The organism is Bacillus salacetis, from assembly GCF_049177075.1.
In the GTDB taxonomy this organism is placed as follows: domain Bacteria; phylum Bacillota; class Bacilli; order Bacillales; family Bacillaceae_B; genus Rossellomorea; species Rossellomorea salacetis_A.
Genome location: NZ_CP185377.1, coordinates 130089 through 145748, shown reverse-complemented (window position 1 = coordinate 145748; position 15660 = coordinate 130089). Strand labels below are relative to the sequence as shown.

Annotated in this window: 11 protein-coding genes; all 11 read right to left on the bottom strand. The window is 43.8% G+C overall.

Going from position 1 to position 15660, the window contains the following annotated elements; translation table 11 throughout:
- The 11 genes from rplC to rplL all read right to left on the bottom strand — a co-directional run bounded on the left by rplC (nucleotide 1) and on the right by rplL (nucleotide 15603).
- The gene (gene rplC / locus ACOJQI_RS00735) at nucleotides 1–633 is read right to left on the bottom strand and encodes a 50S ribosomal protein L3 (RefSeq protein WP_421382648.1); all 633 of its coding nucleotides are present in this window, start codon (nucleotides 631–633) and stop codon (nucleotides 1–3) included.
- A 34-nt stretch (nucleotides 634–667) separates the two neighbouring features.
- The gene (gene rpsJ, locus ACOJQI_RS00730) at nucleotides 668–976 is read right to left on the bottom strand and encodes a 30S ribosomal protein S10 (protein WP_007085291.1); all 309 of its coding nucleotides are present in this window, start codon (nucleotides 974–976) and stop codon (nucleotides 668–670) included.
- A gap of 1004 nt (nucleotides 977–1980) precedes the next feature.
- Nucleotides 1981–3171, bottom strand: coding sequence for an elongation factor Tu (gene tuf / locus ACOJQI_RS00725; protein WP_421382645.1), 1191 nt, complete (start codon nucleotides 3169–3171; stop codon nucleotides 1981–1983).
- A 128-nt stretch (nucleotides 3172–3299) separates the two neighbouring features.
- Nucleotides 3300–5378 carry an elongation factor G gene (gene fusA / locus ACOJQI_RS00720; protein WP_421382643.1) on the bottom strand — a complete coding sequence of 693 codons (2079 nt, stop codon included), beginning with the start codon at nucleotides 5376–5378 and terminating at the stop codon, nucleotides 3300–3302.
- A 48-nt stretch (nucleotides 5379–5426) separates the two neighbouring features.
- Complete coding sequence (rpsG, locus tag ACOJQI_RS00715) at nucleotides 5427–5897, bottom strand: 30S ribosomal protein S7 (protein WP_409252529.1); 471 nt, start codon at nucleotides 5895–5897, stop codon at nucleotides 5427–5429.
- A 51-nt stretch (nucleotides 5898–5948) separates the two neighbouring features.
- Nucleotides 5949–6371 carry a 30S ribosomal protein S12 gene (gene rpsL, locus ACOJQI_RS00710; protein WP_409252528.1) on the bottom strand — a complete coding sequence of 141 codons (423 nt, stop codon included), beginning with the start codon at nucleotides 6369–6371 and terminating at the stop codon, nucleotides 5949–5951.
- Nucleotides 6372–6473: 102 nt separating this feature from the next.
- A complete protein-coding gene (locus tag ACOJQI_RS00705; protein ID WP_421382641.1) occupies nucleotides 6474–6722 on the bottom strand; it encodes a 50S ribosomal protein L7ae-like protein in 249 nt (82 codons plus the stop codon).
- A gap of 338 nt (nucleotides 6723–7060) precedes the next feature.
- Nucleotides 7061–10657, bottom strand: coding sequence for a DNA-directed RNA polymerase subunit beta' (gene rpoC, locus ACOJQI_RS00700; protein WP_421382639.1), 3597 nt, complete (start codon nucleotides 10655–10657; stop codon nucleotides 7061–7063).
- Nucleotides 10658–10712: 55 nt separating this feature from the next.
- On the bottom strand, nucleotides 10713–14270 hold the full coding sequence (gene rpoB, locus ACOJQI_RS00695; RefSeq protein ID WP_421382637.1) for a DNA-directed RNA polymerase subunit beta: 3558 nt from the start codon (nucleotides 14268–14270) through the stop codon (nucleotides 10713–10715).
- Nucleotides 14271–14509: 239 nt separating this feature from the next.
- Nucleotides 14510–15115 (bottom strand): class I SAM-dependent methyltransferase, encoded by a 606-nt coding sequence (locus tag ACOJQI_RS00690; protein ID WP_421382635.1) that lies wholly within the window; start codon nucleotides 15113–15115, stop codon nucleotides 14510–14512.
- A gap of 125 nt (nucleotides 15116–15240) precedes the next feature.
- On the bottom strand, nucleotides 15241–15603 hold the full coding sequence (rplL, locus tag ACOJQI_RS00685; RefSeq protein ID WP_421382633.1) for a 50S ribosomal protein L7/L12: 363 nt from the start codon (nucleotides 15601–15603) through the stop codon (nucleotides 15241–15243).
- Between the last annotated feature and the right edge of the window lie 57 nt (nucleotides 15604–15660).

The window sequence follows — 15660 nt, the reverse complement described above, 5'->3', positions numbered from 1 at the left end:
TTATTTTGTTGTTTTTACGCCAGTTTTAACTTTAAGCAATGCTTTTTTAGGTCCAGGAACGTTTCCTTTTACTAGAAGCAAGTTGCGCTCAGCATCAACTTTGACGATTTCAAGGTTTTGGATAGTGATCTGCTCTCCACCCATGCGTCCAGGTAATAGTTTACCTTTGAATACACGGTTTGGATCAACTGGTCCCATTGAACCAGGACGACGATGGTAGCGGGAACCGTGGGACATAGGTCCGCGGGATTGGTTATGACGCTTGATAGCACCTTGGAAACCTTTACCCTTTGAAATTCCTGTTACATCTACGATATCGCCTTCTGCGAAAATTTCTACTTTGACTTCTTGACCTACTTCATATTCTGAAGAGTTAACTCCGCGGAATTCACGGATGAAGCGCTTAGGAGCAGTTTCTGCTTTAGCAACGTGTCCTTTTTCCGGTTTGTTAGAAAGCTTTTCGCGTTTGTCTTCGAAACCGATTTGGATAGCTTCGTAGCCATCAACTTCTGCAGTTTTCTTTTGAAGAACAACGTTTCCAGCTGCTTCGATAACTGTTACCGGGATAAGATCACCGTTTTCAGCAAAAACTTGAGTCATACCGATCTTTCTACCTAAGATTCCTTTGGTCATAAGTCACACCTCCTGAGTTGTTTTTGTATAGTAATTAAAGTTTGATTTCAATATCGACACCAGATGGAAGATCTAAACGCATTAGCGCATCAACCGTTTGTGGTGTTGGGTTAACAATATCGATTAAGCGTTTATGCGTACGCATTTCGAATTGCTCACGAGAATCTTTATACTTGTGAACCGCACGAAGGATTGTGTAAACAGACTTCTCAGTCGGAAGCGGGATTGGTCCGGATACTGCCGCACCAGAACGCTTTGCTGTTTCAACAATTTTCTCTGCTGATTGATCAAGGATTCTGTGATCATACGCTTTTAAACGGATACGAATTTTTTGTTTTGCCATTATTTTCCCTCCTTTTTCGCCTACTTTAGATAGACATTCTCCACGGAAATTTCCCACACACTCGCCATGGCAAAGCGGCCGGGTGTGTCAGCAACCTTCCATTTCATCGCAGTCAAAGACCAACATTGTCTATTATACCTAAATCACAATCGATATGCAACCTTTTCTTGAATATCTTTATGATCAGTGCACTTTTACAATTATACAAATCTATTTGGGTGTTTGCAAGGGTACAATAAGAATTCAAAATATTTCTATTTGGGGTGTTTGGTTTTGTGCCGGGTTGGCAGGATAGGGTGATGCGGGTGTGGGGGTTATATAATAGAAGGAGTTGGTTTTTGAGTTTGAGGTTTATTTGGTTTAGAGGCGGATTTTTTCAAGGGCGGTCTAGTTGAGGGTAGGTTTTCGATAGCGAGCTCCAGATTTATATAATGGTAGGAACTGTTCTTTATTGGACCATTATCGCGTTATCCTCTTCTTTAAATGGTAGGATTCTTTGTTAATCGTACCACTAGCTGCTTATTCTCTTCCTATAATGGTACGTTTCTCCTCTAATCGTACCACTAGCTGCTTATTCTCTTCTTATAATAGTACGTTTCTTCTCTAATCGCACCACTACCGATTATTTCTCTTCTTATAATAGTGCGTTTCTCATCTAATCGCACCATTACCTGCTTATTCTCTTCTTATAACGGTACGTTTCTTCTATAATCGTACCACTAGCTGCTAATTCTATTCCTATAATGGTGCGTTTCTCACCTAATCGCACCACTAGCTGCTTATTCTCTTCTTATAATAGTACGTTTCTTCTATAATCACACCACTACCGATTATTTCTCTTCTTATAATAGTACGTTTCTTCTCTAATCTAATCTCCATGCCACTTTCTCAATACTAAAATAATAAGAAAAGCGGCCATCCCTGCATATCAAACCTATTCTAAGCATATAAAAAAGCAGATGGGCTCCGGATCCCATCTGCTTTATATTATCGTCAGAGTAAAATTACTCTTGGATAGAAGCAACTACTCCAGCGCCTACAGTACGTCCACCCTCACGGATAGAGAATTTAGTACCTTCTTCGATAGCGATTGGAGAGATTAGTTCAACTGTCATTTCGATGTTATCTCCAGGCATAACCATTTCTACGCCTTCAGGAAGATTACAGATACCAGTTACATCAGTTGTACGGAAGTAGAACTGAGGACGGTAGTTAGTGAAGAATGGAGTGTGACGTCCACCTTCTTCTTTAGAAAGAACATAAACTTCTGCTTTGAACTTTGTGTGTGGAGTGATTGTACCTGGCTTTGCAAGTACTTGACCACGTTGGATGTCTTCACGTGCTACACCACGAAGAAGAGCTCCGATGTTGTCTCCAGCTTCAGCATAGTCAAGAAGCTTACGGAACATTTCTACACCTGTTACAGTAGTAGATTTAGGCTCCTCAGAAAGACCGATGATGTCTACAGTGTCGCCGACTTTAACTTGTCCACGCTCAACACGTCCAGTTGCAACTGTTCCACGACCTGTGATTGAGAATACGTCCTCAACAGGCATCATGAATGGCTTTTCAGTGTCACGCTCTGGAGTTGGGATGTAAGAATCTACAGCTTCCATTAGCTCATAGATTTTTTCTTCCCACTGAGGGTCTCCCTCAAGAGCTTTAAGAGCAGAACCTTTGATTACTGGTACATCGTCACCAGGGAAGTCGTATTCAGAAAGAAGGTCACGTACTTCCATTTCTACTAGTTCAAGAAGCTCTTCGTCGTCTACCATATCACATTTGTTCATGAAAACAACTAGGTATGGTACACCAACTTGGCGAGAAAGAAGGATGTGCTCACGAGTTTGTGGCATTGGGCCATCAGCAGCAGAAACAACTAGGATTCCGCCGTCCATTTGAGCAGCACCAGTGATCATGTTTTTAACGTAGTCAGCGTGACCTGGGCAGTCAACGTGTGCATAGTGACGAGTATCAGTTTCATACTCAACGTGTGCAGTAGAGATTGTGATACCGCGCTCTCTTTCTTCTGGTGCACCATCAATTTGGTCATAAGCCATAGCTGTTCCACGACCATACTTCTTGTGAAGAGTAGTTGTGATAGCAGCTGTTAATGTAGTTTTACCATGGTCAACGTGACCAATTGTACCGATATTAGCATGTTGCTTGGAACGATCGAATTTTTCCTTACCCATTAGGAAATCCTCCTTTAAATTATAAGAAATTAAGTATATTTTATATGATAGTCAGAAGGCGGTCGCCCACCTTCATAGACACCATAGCTTACACTAGTATTTATACTTGATTACAGTGAATAAATCAATTATTCACCTTTATTTTTTTTGACGATTTCTTCAGCGATTGATTTAGGTACTTCTTCATAGTGGTCGAAGTGCATAGAGTATGTTCCGCGACCTTGCGTGTTAGAACGCAATGAAGTTGCATAACCAAACATTTCAGAAAGTGGAACGAATGCTTTAACTACCTGCGCGTTACCGCGGGCTTCCATTCCTTCAACACGTCCGCGACGAGAAGTGATATCACCCATGATGTCTCCCATGTACTCTTCAGGAATAACAACTTCAACCTTCATCATTGGCTCAAGGATTGCTGGATCACACTTAGAAACTGCGTTCTTAAGTGCAAGTGATGCAGCTACTTTAAAGGCCATCTCAGAAGAATCGACGTCATGGTATGAACCATCTACAAGTTTAGCTTTTACATCGATTAGCGGGTAGCCGGCGATAACACCATTTTCCATAGCGTCTGCAAGACCAGCTTGTACTGCAGGGATGTATTCACGTGGAACTACACCACCGACAATGCCGTTTTCGAATTCAAAGCCTTTTCCTTCTTCGTTTGGAGAGAACTCGATCCAAACGTGTCCGAATTGTCCACGACCACCAGATTGACGGGCAAATTTACCTTCAACCTTAGCAGAACCGCGGAATGTCTCACGGTAAGATACCTGAGGCGCACCAACATTTGCTTCTACTTTGAATTCGCGTCTCATACGATCCACGATGATATCCAAGTGAAGTTCACCCATACCAGCGATGATTACTTGTCCAGTTTCCTGGTCAGTATGCGCACGGAATGTAGGATCTTCTTCTTGAAGCTTTTGAAGTGCAGTCGTCATTTTATCTTGGTCCGCTTTAGACTTCGGTTCAACAGATAGAGAGATAACCGGTTCTGGGAATTCCATAGACTCAAGAATTACAAGACTCTTTTCGTCACATAGAGTATCTCCAGTAGCAGTGTCTTTCAGACCAACTGCAGCAGCGATGTCTCCAGCGTATACTGTTGAGATTTCCTCACGAGAGTTAGCATGCATTTGCAGGATACGTCCCACACGCTCACGCTTGCCTTTCGTAGAGTTTTGTACGTATGAACCTGAATCTAATGTTCCAGAATACACACGGAAGAATGTAAGCTTACCAACATAAGGGTCAGTCATAACTTTGAACGCCAATGCAGAGAAAGGAGCATCGTCTGTTGAAGGACGAGTTACTTCTTCTTCTGTGTCAGGAAGCATACCTTTGATGTCGGCTACATCAGTAGGAGCCGGCAGGTAGTCAATGACAGCATCGATCAATAACTGAACACCTTTGTTCTTGAATGCAGAACCACAAAGCACAGGGTAGAAATCTACTGTTAAAGTAGCTGTACGAACTGCAGCTTTAAGTTCTTCATTTGTGAACTCTTCACCTTCAAGGTATTTCATCATGAGTTCTTCATCAAGGTCAGCTACCGCTTCAATCAGCTTGCCGCGGTATTCTTCAGCTTGATCTTTGTACTCATCAGGGATATCACGAGCTTCTGCGCGTGTTCCAAGATCATCTTCATAGAAATAAGCTTTCATTTCCAGAAGGTCGATGATTCCTTCGAATTCATCCTCAGCACCGATTGGAAGCTGTACAGGATGTGCATTCGCTTGAAGACGGTCATGCAAAGTTCCTACAGAGTATAGGAAGTCTGCACCGATTTTATCCATCTTGTTTACGAATACAACACGTGGAACACCGTAAGTTGTTGCTTGGCGCCAAACTGTTTCAGTTTGAGGCTCAACTCCAGACTGAGCGTCCAGAACTGCTACTGCACCATCAAGTACACGAAGGGAACGCTCAACCTCAACAGTGAAGTCTACGTGTCCTGGTGTATCAATGATGTTGATACGATGGTCTTTCCAAGAAGCTGTTGTCGCAGCAGATGTGATCGTGATTCCACGCTCCTGCTCCTGCTCCATCCAGTCCATTTGGGAAGCACCTTCGTGAGTTTCACCGATTTTGTGAATACGTCCAGTATAGAAAAGGATACGCTCTGTTGCAGTTGTTTTACCGGCATCGATGTGAGCCATGATCCCGATATTACGAGTCTTTTCTAAGGAGAACTCTCTAGGCATGTCGTCTTTCTCCTTCCATTAATGAAAATTAGTTTATATAGTAGAAGATTACCAGCGGTAGTGAGCAAACGCTTTGTTCGCTTCAGCCATTTTGTGCATATCTTCACGCTTCTTAACAGAAGCACCTGTGTTATTTGCTGCATCAAGGATTTCGTTAGCTAAACGCTCTTCCATAGTCTTTTCACCGCGAAGACGAGAGTAGTTTACTAACCAACGAAGACCAAGTGTAGTACGACGCTCAGGACGAACTTCTACAGGAACCTGGTAGTTTGCACCACCAACACGACGAGCTCTTACTTCCAATACCGGCATGATATTTTTCAAAGCTTGATCGAATACTTCCATTGCATCTTTACCTGTACGCTCAGCAATGATATCAAACGCAGCGTATAGTTTCTTTTGAGCTTTACCTCTCTTACCGTCAATCATGATTTTGTTGATTAGACGAGAAACTAATTTTGAATTGTACATTGGATCAGGCAATACGTCTCTTTTTGCTACAGGACCTTTACGTGGCATGTGTTTTCCTCCTTTCAACGAAAGTTATCTATTCGTTAAGTTCGTGATTAATTATTTTTTAGCTGCTTTAGGACGCTTAGTACCGTATTTAGAACGGCCTTGCATACGACCTTCAACACCAGCTGTATCTAGCGCACCGCGAACGATGTGGTAGCGTACTCCTGGTAAGTCTTTAACACGTCCGCCGCGGATAAGCACAACACTGTGCTCTTGAAGATTGTGGCCGATTCCAGGAATGTATGCAGTTACCTCGATTCCGTTTGTTAAACGTACACGAGCGTATTTACGCAACGCTGAGTTCGGCTTCTTCGGAGTCATTGTACCAACACGAGTACAAACACCGCGTTTTTGTGGAGAAGAAAGGTTAGTGTTCACTTTTTTGAAGCTGTTGTAACCTTTGTTCAATGCAGGTGAGTTAGACTTTGTTGATTTAGATTGGCGTGGTTTACGCACTAATTGGTTAATAGTAGGCATGTATATATCCTCCCTTCTTGCATTTTATAAGCCCACACATCCAGGTGGTTCATTTTTGTGTAAAAACAAAGTCTTTGCAGTATCTGTGCTGCAAAAACTATTTTACTTAATAATAGCAACAGCTGCTGCTCCAACGTCTATTCCGCATGACTTCCCTAGCTTTCGCATGGAATCAACTCGTGCCACTGGAACGTTCATGTCGTTGGCTGCCTGTATCACCTTGGAAGTAACTTTGCGATCAGCATCATCGGCTACGACCAGTTGCGATACAAGACCGCTTTTAAGAGCTTTGACTGTCTGCTTTGTTCCTACAATGATTTCACTAGCCTGTGATACTTTTTCATAAGACATAAATTCATCCTCCAAAGTAACAGGTTACAATATAGGAGCAACCTTGAATATATTATCATCTTAGAAATCTATTGTCAACAACAGAAAGAAATAATTTATAAAGGCTGTGTATTTATATACTGTTTAAATAAGATTCTAAATGATTTCCGCTCTAGGTGCGCGACTCCGCGGGGCTCGCGGTGAGCCTCCTCGGCTTCGCCTGCGGGGTCTCACCTGTCGAGCTGATCCCACAGGAGGTCGCACACCTTACGCTCCAATCAAAATTGAGAGCAGAAAAGCGGTTAAATCATATTCGTATTCTTAATGACAGCATATGGATACACTGTGCCATTTATAAATTATTCTACTGTCACTGTTTCTTCTGTTTCTTCTTCCATCAAAGGTTCTGCTTTGCGGTAGCGCTGCATTCCTGTTCCGGCTGGAACAAGTTTACCGATGATGACATTTTCTTTCAGGCCAAGAAGTTCATCGCGCTTGCCTTTGATCGCTGCATCTGTAAGGACACGAGTCGTCTCCTGGAAGGATGCGGCAGACAAGAATGAGTCTGTTTCAAGAGATGCTTTGGTGATACCAAGCAATACAGGACGGCCAGTAGCTGGTACAGCACCTTCAAGGATCGCTTTTTCATTGGCATCCGTAAACTGGTGGATGTCGAGTAGTGTACCAGGAAGAACATCAGTTTCTCCTGCATCGATTACTCTGACTTTTCTCAGCATTTGACGTACCATTACTTCTACGTGCTTATCGCCGATTTCAACACCCTGCATACGGTATACTTTCTGAACTTCACGCAGCAAGTATTCCTGAACAGCATTTACGTCGCGGACTTTCAATAGTTCCTTTGGATCGATGGAACCTTCAGTAAGCTCCTGACCTCTCAACACACGGTCGTTAACACCGAATTTCAAGCGGGCAGTATAAGGAGCTGTGTAGGTTCTTGTTTCCACTTCACCCTGAACTGTGATTTCGTATTGACGATCCTTGCCTTCTGATATAGAGGTAATGACACCTTCAATTTCAGAAATGACAGCTTGACCTTTCGGATGACGGGCCTCGAAGATCTCCTGGATACGAGGAAGACCCTGAGTGATATCGTCTCCGGCAACCCCTCCTGTATGGAAGGTACGCATCGTAAGCTGTGTACCTGGCTCACCGATAGACTGGGCAGCGATGATACCGACTGCTTCCCCTACTTCTACCTTCTGGCCTGTAGCAAGGTTTGTTCCGTAACACTTCTCACACACACCATGGCGTGTGTTACATGTGAATGCAGAACGGATATAAACGGATTCGATTCCAGAATCAACGATTGTTTTGGCAAGATCCTGAGTAATCAGCTGGTTTTCTTCAACGATTACTTCATTTGACTCAGGATGCTTGATTCCCCTGCGGGAATAGCGTCCGATAAGACGTTCTTCCAAAGGCTCGATGATTTCTGTACCGTCTTTGATTGATGCAACATGAAGGCCGCGGTCTGTTCCACAGTCTTCTTCACGGACGATGACATCCTGTGCAACATCAACAAGACGGCGTGTAAGGTAACCTGAGTCGGCTGTCTTAAGGGCCGTATCGGCAAGACCTTTACGCGCACCGTGAGTGGAGATGAAGTACTCTAGTACTGTCAGACCTTCACGGAAACTTGATTTGATAGGAAGCTCGATGATTCGTCCAGCCGGGTTGGCCATCAGTCCGCGCATACCTGCAAGCTGAGTGAAGTTCGATGCGTTACCACGGGCACCGGAATCACTCATCATGAAGATAGGGTTGCTTCGGTCAAGAGTAGCCATCAATTTGCCTTGGATTGTATCCTTGGCAGCACTCCAGATGGAAATGACTCTGTCATAACGCTCATCTTCTGTGATCAAACCGCGCTTGAATTGCTTAAGCACGTTATCCACTTTGGATTGCGCCTCTTTCAGGATTTCTTCTTTTTCGCCCAATACCACGATGTCGGCGATACCAACCGTGATACCTGCTTTAGTAGAATATTTGAATCCAAGGTCCTTCATGCGGTCAAGCATGCGGGATGTTTCAGTGATCGCGAAGCGTTTGAAGACCTCAGCGATAACATTTCCAAGGAATCCTTTTTTGAACGGGTTGATCAATTCTCTATTTTTAAATTCTTCTTTAATGTCAGTTGTCGGGTCAACAAAGTAGTTCTCAGGTGTCACTGTTTCCAGGTTGCTCTGAGTCGGCTCGTTGATGTAAGGGAAACTGTCTGGAAGAATTTCGTTGAAAACAATTTTACCAACCGTTGTTAATAGCAGCTGCTTATTCTGCTTTTCAGTAAACGTCTTATTGTTAACGGAGCTGGCCGCAATCGCAATACGGCTATGCAAGTGAACATATCCGTTTTGGTATGCAAGCAGGGCTTCGTTTGCATCAGCAAATGTGCTTCCTTCACCTTTGGCACCTTCACGTTCCATAGTCAGGTAGTAGTTACCAAGGACCATATCCTGAGATGGTGTTACGACCGGTTTACCGTCTTTCGGGTTCAGGATGTTCTGAGCTGCAAGCATAAGCATTCTTGCTTCCGCCTGTGCTTCAGAAGACAATGGTACGTGGACAGCCATCTGGTCACCATCGAAGTCTGCGTTATAAGCAGTACATACAAGAGGGTGAAGACGGATTGCTCTTCCTTCTACCAATGTCGGTTCAAATGCCTGGATTCCCAATCTGTGAAGAGTCGGTGCACGGTTAAGCAATACAGGGTGCTCTTTGATTACCTCTTCAAGCACATCCCATACCTCAGGTTGAATTCTTTCAATTTTACGTTTTGCACTCTTGATATTGTGTGCAATGCCTTTTTCAACTAGTTCCTTCATGACGAATGGCTTGAACAGCTCCAGCGCCATTTCTTTCGGAAGACCGCACTGGTACATTTTCAAGTTTGGTCCAACGACGATTACGGAACGGCCGGAATAGTCAACACGTTTACCAAGAAGGTTCTGACGGAAACGTCCCTGTTTCCCTTTAAGCATATGGGAAAGAGATTTCAAAGGTCTGTTACCAGGACCTGTTACAGGACGCCCTCTGCGGCCGTTATCAATCAGCGCATCAACGGCTTCCTGAAGCATACGCTTCTCGTTTTGCACGATGATGCTAGGCGCGCCAAGATCCAGTAAACGCTTCAAGCGGTTATTACGGTTGATTACACGGCGGTAAAGGTCATTCAAATCAGATGTTGCAAAACGTCCGCCATCAAGCTGAACCATCGGGCGCAGTTCCGGCGGGATGACAGGAAGGACATCAAGGATCATCCAGTCAGGATTGTTTCCTGAGTTACGGAATGATTCAACTACTTCCAATCTTTTAATTGCACGGGTGCGGCGTTGACCTTGAGCTGTTTTCAGTTCTTCTTTCAAAAAGTCGGCTTCTTTATCCAAGTCGATGTCCTGAAGAATCTTTTTGATTGCTTCAGCACCCATTGCAGCCTGGAATTTCACCCCGTACTTTTCACGGTATGCACGATACTCTTTTTCAGATAGAAGCTGTTTCTTCTCAAGAGCTGTATCGCCAGGTTCTGTTACTACATAGGAAGCGAAGTAAATGACTTCTTCCAAAGCGCGGGGGGACATGTCTAAGACAAGTCCCATACGGCTTGGAATACCTTTGAAGTACCAGATGTGTGATACAGGTGCTGCAAGCTCGATATGCCCCATTCTCTCACGGCGCACTTTTGCTTTTGTGACTTCTACTCCGCATCGGTCACAGACAACACCTTTATAACGGACGCGCTTGTACTTACCGCAGTGACATTCCCAGTCCTTTGTAGGTCCGAAAATACGCTCACAGAACAAGCCGTCTTTCTCAGGTTTTAACGTACGATAATTGATTGTTTCCGGCTTCTTGACTTCACCATATGACCAAGAACGAATCTTGTCAGGTGATGCAAGGCCAATTTTCATATATTCAAAGTTATTAACATCTAGCAAGGGGCCTACCTCCCTTTTAATCTACAGGTTCTAACCCTAATTGCTCAGAATCCGATTACTCTTTTGACCCAACTGTTTCGGATTCCTGTTCATCCTTGTCTGCGATATTTAAAGTATCTGCCTGCTGTGATTCCTCTTCATCTTCCAAGTCACGCATCTCGATTTCTTCATCGTTGCTTGAAAGGATCTTAACATCCATACCCAAGCTTTGAAGTTCTTTGATCAATACTTTGAATGACTCAGGAACTCCAGGTTCAGGTACATTTTCGCCTTTGACAATCGCTTCATATGTCTTCACACGACCGACAACATCATCGGATTTGACTGTAAGGATCTCTTGCAGAGTATAAGCAGCTCCATATGCTTCGAGTGCCCATACTTCCATTTCACCGAAACGCTGTCCACCGAATTGAGCTTTACCGCCCAATGGCTGCTGCGTAACAAGTGAGTATGGTCCAGTTGAACGGGCGTGAAGTTTATCGTCAACCATGTGAGCAAGTTTGATCATGTACATGATACCCACTGATACACGGTTATCGAACGGTTCACCCGTACGACCGTCATAAAGGACTGTTTTGGCATCTCTCGCCATGCCAGCTTCTTCGATTGTAGCCCAGACATCTTCTTCACGGGCACCGTCAAATACCGGTGACGCCACATGGATTCCCAGATATCTTGCAGCCATACCAAGGTGAAGCTCAAGCACCTGTCCGATATTCATACGAGATGGAACTCCCAATGGGTTCAACATGATATCGATTGGTGTTCCGTCTGGAAGGAACGGCATATCTTCCTCTGGAAGGATACGTGAAATAACACCCTTGTTACCATGTCGTCCGGCCATTTTATCCCCTTCAGAAATCTTACGCTTCTGAACGATATATGCACGGACCAGCTGGTTGACACCTGGAGGAAGCTCATCGCCGTCTTCACGGTTGAAGACTTTGACATCCAAGACAATACCGCCGCCGCCATGAGGTACGCGAAGAGAAGTATCGCGGACTTCACGTGCCTTTTCACCAAAGATGGCATGCAGTAATCTTTCTTCTGCAGTAAGTTCCGTTACACCCTTAGGCGTTACTTTACCTACAAGAAGGTCGCCGTCTTTAACTTCAGCACCAATGCGGATGATTCCGCGCTCATCAAGATTGCGAAGGGCATCTTCACCGACATTCGGGATATCTCTTGTGATTTCTTCCGGTCCAAGTTTTGTATCTCTGGATTCTGATTCATATTCTTCAATATGGATAGATGTATAAACATCATCTTTCACAAGGCGTTCACTCATGATGATCGCATCTTCATAGTTGTAACCGTCCCAAGTCATGAAACCAACCATGACGTTGCGCCCAAGAGCAAGTTCACCTTTTTCCATTGAAGGACCGTCTGCAAGAATTTCACCTTTTGTCACCCTGTCGCCTTCACTTACGATCGGACGCTGGTTGTAACAAGTTCCCTGGTTGGAACGGATGAATTTCTGCATTCTGTATTTATCAAGATCGCCTTTAACTTCCTGGCCATCGATTTCTTTAACTTGGCGTACCCAGACCTGTTTTGCTTCAACGCGTTCCACAATACCTTCGTGTTTACAGATAACAGCAGCACCCGAGTCTTTAGCAGACACGTGCTCCATACCTGTACCTACGATAGGAGATTCAGGATTCATCAATGGTACAGCCTGACGTTGCATGTTCGCTCCCATAAGGGCACGGTTCGAGTCATCATTCTCTAAGAAAGGAATACAAGCCGTCGCAGCAGAAACAACCTGTTTTGGTGATACATCCATATAATCGATGCGTTCACGCTTAACGACTGTGTTCTCACCGCGGAAACGGGCAATGACTTCCTCATCAAGGAATGAGCCGTCATCACTCAAGCGGGCATTAGCCTGCGCCACAACATAGTTATCTTCCTCATCCGCAGTCAAGTAATCCATACGGTTCGTGACCTTTCCTGTATCAGGATCGACACGGCGGTAAGGAGTTTCGATGAAACCGAAACGGTTCACTTTCGCGAAAGAAGATAAAGAGTTGATCAATCCGATGTTCGGACCCTCTGGTGTTTCAATCGGACACATACGGCCATAGTGGGAGTAGTGAACGTCACGGACTTCGAATCCTGCACGCTCACGAGTCAGACCACCAGGTCCCAATGCTGAGAGACGTCTCTTATGAGTCAATTCTGCAAGCGGATTTGTTTGGTCCATGAACTGTGAAAGCTGTGAACTACCAAAGAACTCTTTAATAGAAGCAATAACTGGTCTGATATTAATCAATTGCTGTGGAGTGATTGTGTTCGCATCCTGAATGGACATTCTTTCACGCACTACACGCTCCATACGGGAAAGACCAATTCTGAATTGATTTTGCAGCAATTCACCAACAGAACGAAGACGTCTGTTTCCTAAATGGTCGATATCATCCGTATCACCGACTCCGTGAAGCAAGTTGAAGAAGTAACTAATAGAAGAAATGATATCAGAAGGTGTAATGTGTTTGATTTCTTCTTCTACGAACGCATTACTGATAATGTTGATTTCTTTTTCTCCTTCTTCATTCGGAGCATAGATTTTAATAGACTGAAGAACTACATCTTCTTCCAAAACTCCGCCAGATTGCTGGTAGGTCTTGAAGCCGATGCCGTTTTCTAAGTAAGGAATAATTTTGTCAAGAGCACGGCGGTCAAGCACAGTACCCTTTTCAGCTACAATCTCACCTGTTTCCGGATCTGCCAGCGTTTCCGCAAGAGTCTGTCCGAAAAGTCGGTTTTTGATGTGAAGCTTTTTGTTCATTTTGTAGCGTCCCACATTTGCAAGATCATATCTTTTAGGATCAAAGAAACGGGAAACTAAAAGACTCTTTGCATTTTCAACTGTAGGCGGTTCACCCGGACGAAGGCGCTCATAGATTTCAAGAAGCGCTTTCTCAATACCTTCTGTGTTATCCTTTTCGAGTGTATTGCGGATATACTCATTGTCGCCAATCAGATCGATGATTTCTTGATCAGAACCAAACCCTAGTGCACGCAAAAGAACCGTAACCGGTAATTTACGTGTGCGGTCAATACGCACATGCACTACATCTTTCGCATCTGTTTCATATTCCAGCCACGCACCGCGGTTTGGAATAACGGTAGCTGTGAAACCTTTTTTGCCGTTTTTGTCCATTTTGCCGCTGAAGTAAACACTAGGTGAACGAACAAGCTGTGATACAATGACGCGTTCCGCCCCATTGATCACGAATGTTCCCGTATCTGTCATTAACGGGAAATCACCCATAAATACATCCTGGTCCTTAACTTCGCCGGTTTCCTTGTTTAACAAACGGACCTTTACTCTTAACGGCGCTGAATATGTTACATCTCGCTCTTTTGATTCTTCCACCGAGTACTTTGGCTCTCCAAGGCTGTAATCAATAAACTCCAAGGAAAGATTACCAGTGAAGTCCTCAATCGGAGAAATGTCGCGAAACATCTCTCTTAATCCCTCATCAAGAAACCATTGATAGGAGGATGTTTGAATTTCGATTAAATTTGGTAAATCTAATACTTCACTGATACGCGCAAAACTTCTGCGTTGGCGGTGTCGTCCATACTGAACTAGTTGACCTGTCAACTGATTCACCCCTCAAATCAAACGTTTTGGTTGCCTCTATTGGTCTTAAAGCAGCACAACCACTCTACCATAAGACAAAAAGAAAAAGGGTTTTACTCCATAAAACCTCATTTTCCACATAACGAGCTATTATTTTATAATCTTTTCCATATAATCCATACTTTATACATATGGACATAATTCCGGAAAATAATATTTTTGCATTTTATAATACTAACATAGCCCCTATGTTACGTCAATTAATTTTCTTTTACGGATTTTAAAATCTGATAGCCTTTTTTCTTGGCCGCGACTTCTGCATTCCCGTAGACTTCTTCCATCTTTTTCTGCGCTGATGCGGCACCTTGCTTCTTCTGGATCACAACCCATAACTCGCCGCCTTCAGCCAGATGATCATAGCTGTCTGCAAGTATTTCATGAACAACCGATTTACCAGCCCTGATAGGCGGGTTTGTCAGAATGGCGGAGAAGTGATTCTCGCTGACATTCTCAAAGCAGCTGCTTTCATAAATTGAAACATTCGATATTCCATTACCACTCGCATTTTCTTTCGCAAGACCCAATGCTCTCTCGTTGACATCCACCATATGAACGGTGCGTTCCGGAAATGATTTAGCCATTGAAAGTCCGACCGGCCCGTAACCACAACCCACATCAAGAAGCGGCCCTTCAACTCCATTTTCCTTAAATGCATCGATCAGCAGACGGGAACCAAAGTCAATTTCATTCTTCGAAAAAACACCCTGGTCTGTCTTAAAACGAAACTTAAACTCTCTCAACACTGTTTCTACATTCTGAGGATCACTCTCCACCTCAGGTGTACGGGAATAATAATGATTTGTCATCAAAAGCCTCCCATCCGGTGTTTTCCAGCCAGACACTGAAACCCGGCTTGAATTATATGCGGGAATTCTCAACTAACAGAACAAAAAAGCTCGCTATATAAGCGAGCTTTTAAATCTGTCGTGAATTACTTAACTTCTACGCCAGCTCCAACTTCTTCAAGTTTAGCTTTAAGTTCTTCAGCTTCCTCTTTAGAAACGCCTTCTTTAAGCGCTTTAGGAGTGTTATCAACAAGTTCTTTCGCTTCTTTAAGACCAAGGCCTGTGATTTCACGAACAACTTTGATAACTTTGATTTTTTGAGAACCAGCGCTCTCAAGAACAACGTCAAATTCAGTTTGTTCTGCAGCAGCGTCTCCGCCACCAGCAGCGCCCATTGCTACAGGAGCAGCAGCAGTTACACCAAATTCTTCTTCAATAGCTTTTACAAGATCGTTTAATTCAAGAACAGACATTTCTTTGATAGCATCGATAATTTGCTCTTTACTCATTTTATATTTCCTCCTATATTATAAGGTTAATTTTAATTTTGTTTGCAAGTTAACTTG

Coding starts and splice junctions, on each gene's coding strand:
- rpsL (WP_409252528.1), bottom strand. CDS start 6,371: ATGCCTACTATTAACCAATTAGTGCGTAAACCACGCCAATCTAAATCA.
- tuf (WP_421382645.1), bottom strand. CDS start 3,171: ATGGGTAAGGAAAAATTCGATCGTTCCAAGCAACATGCTAATATCGGT.
- rpsG (WP_409252529.1), bottom strand. CDS start 5,897: ATGCCACGTAAAGGTCCTGTAGCAAAAAGAGACGTATTGCCTGATCCA.
- rplL (WP_421382633.1), bottom strand. CDS start 15,603: ATGAGTAAAGAGCAAATTATCGATGCTATCAAAGAAATGTCTGTTCTT.
- ACOJQI_RS00690 (WP_421382635.1), bottom strand. CDS start 15,115: ATGACAAATCATTATTATTCCCGTACACCTGAGGTGGAGAGTGATCCT.
- rplC (WP_421382648.1), bottom strand. CDS start 633: ATGACCAAAGGAATCTTAGGTAGAAAGATCGGTATGACTCAAGTTTTT.
- fusA (WP_421382643.1), bottom strand. CDS start 5,378: ATGCCTAGAGAGTTCTCCTTAGAAAAGACTCGTAATATCGGGATCATG.
- rpsJ (WP_007085291.1), bottom strand. CDS start 976: ATGGCAAAACAAAAAATTCGTATCCGTTTAAAAGCGTATGATCACAGA.
- ACOJQI_RS00705 (WP_421382641.1), bottom strand. CDS start 6,722: ATGTCTTATGAAAAAGTATCACAGGCTAGTGAAATCATTGTAGGAACA.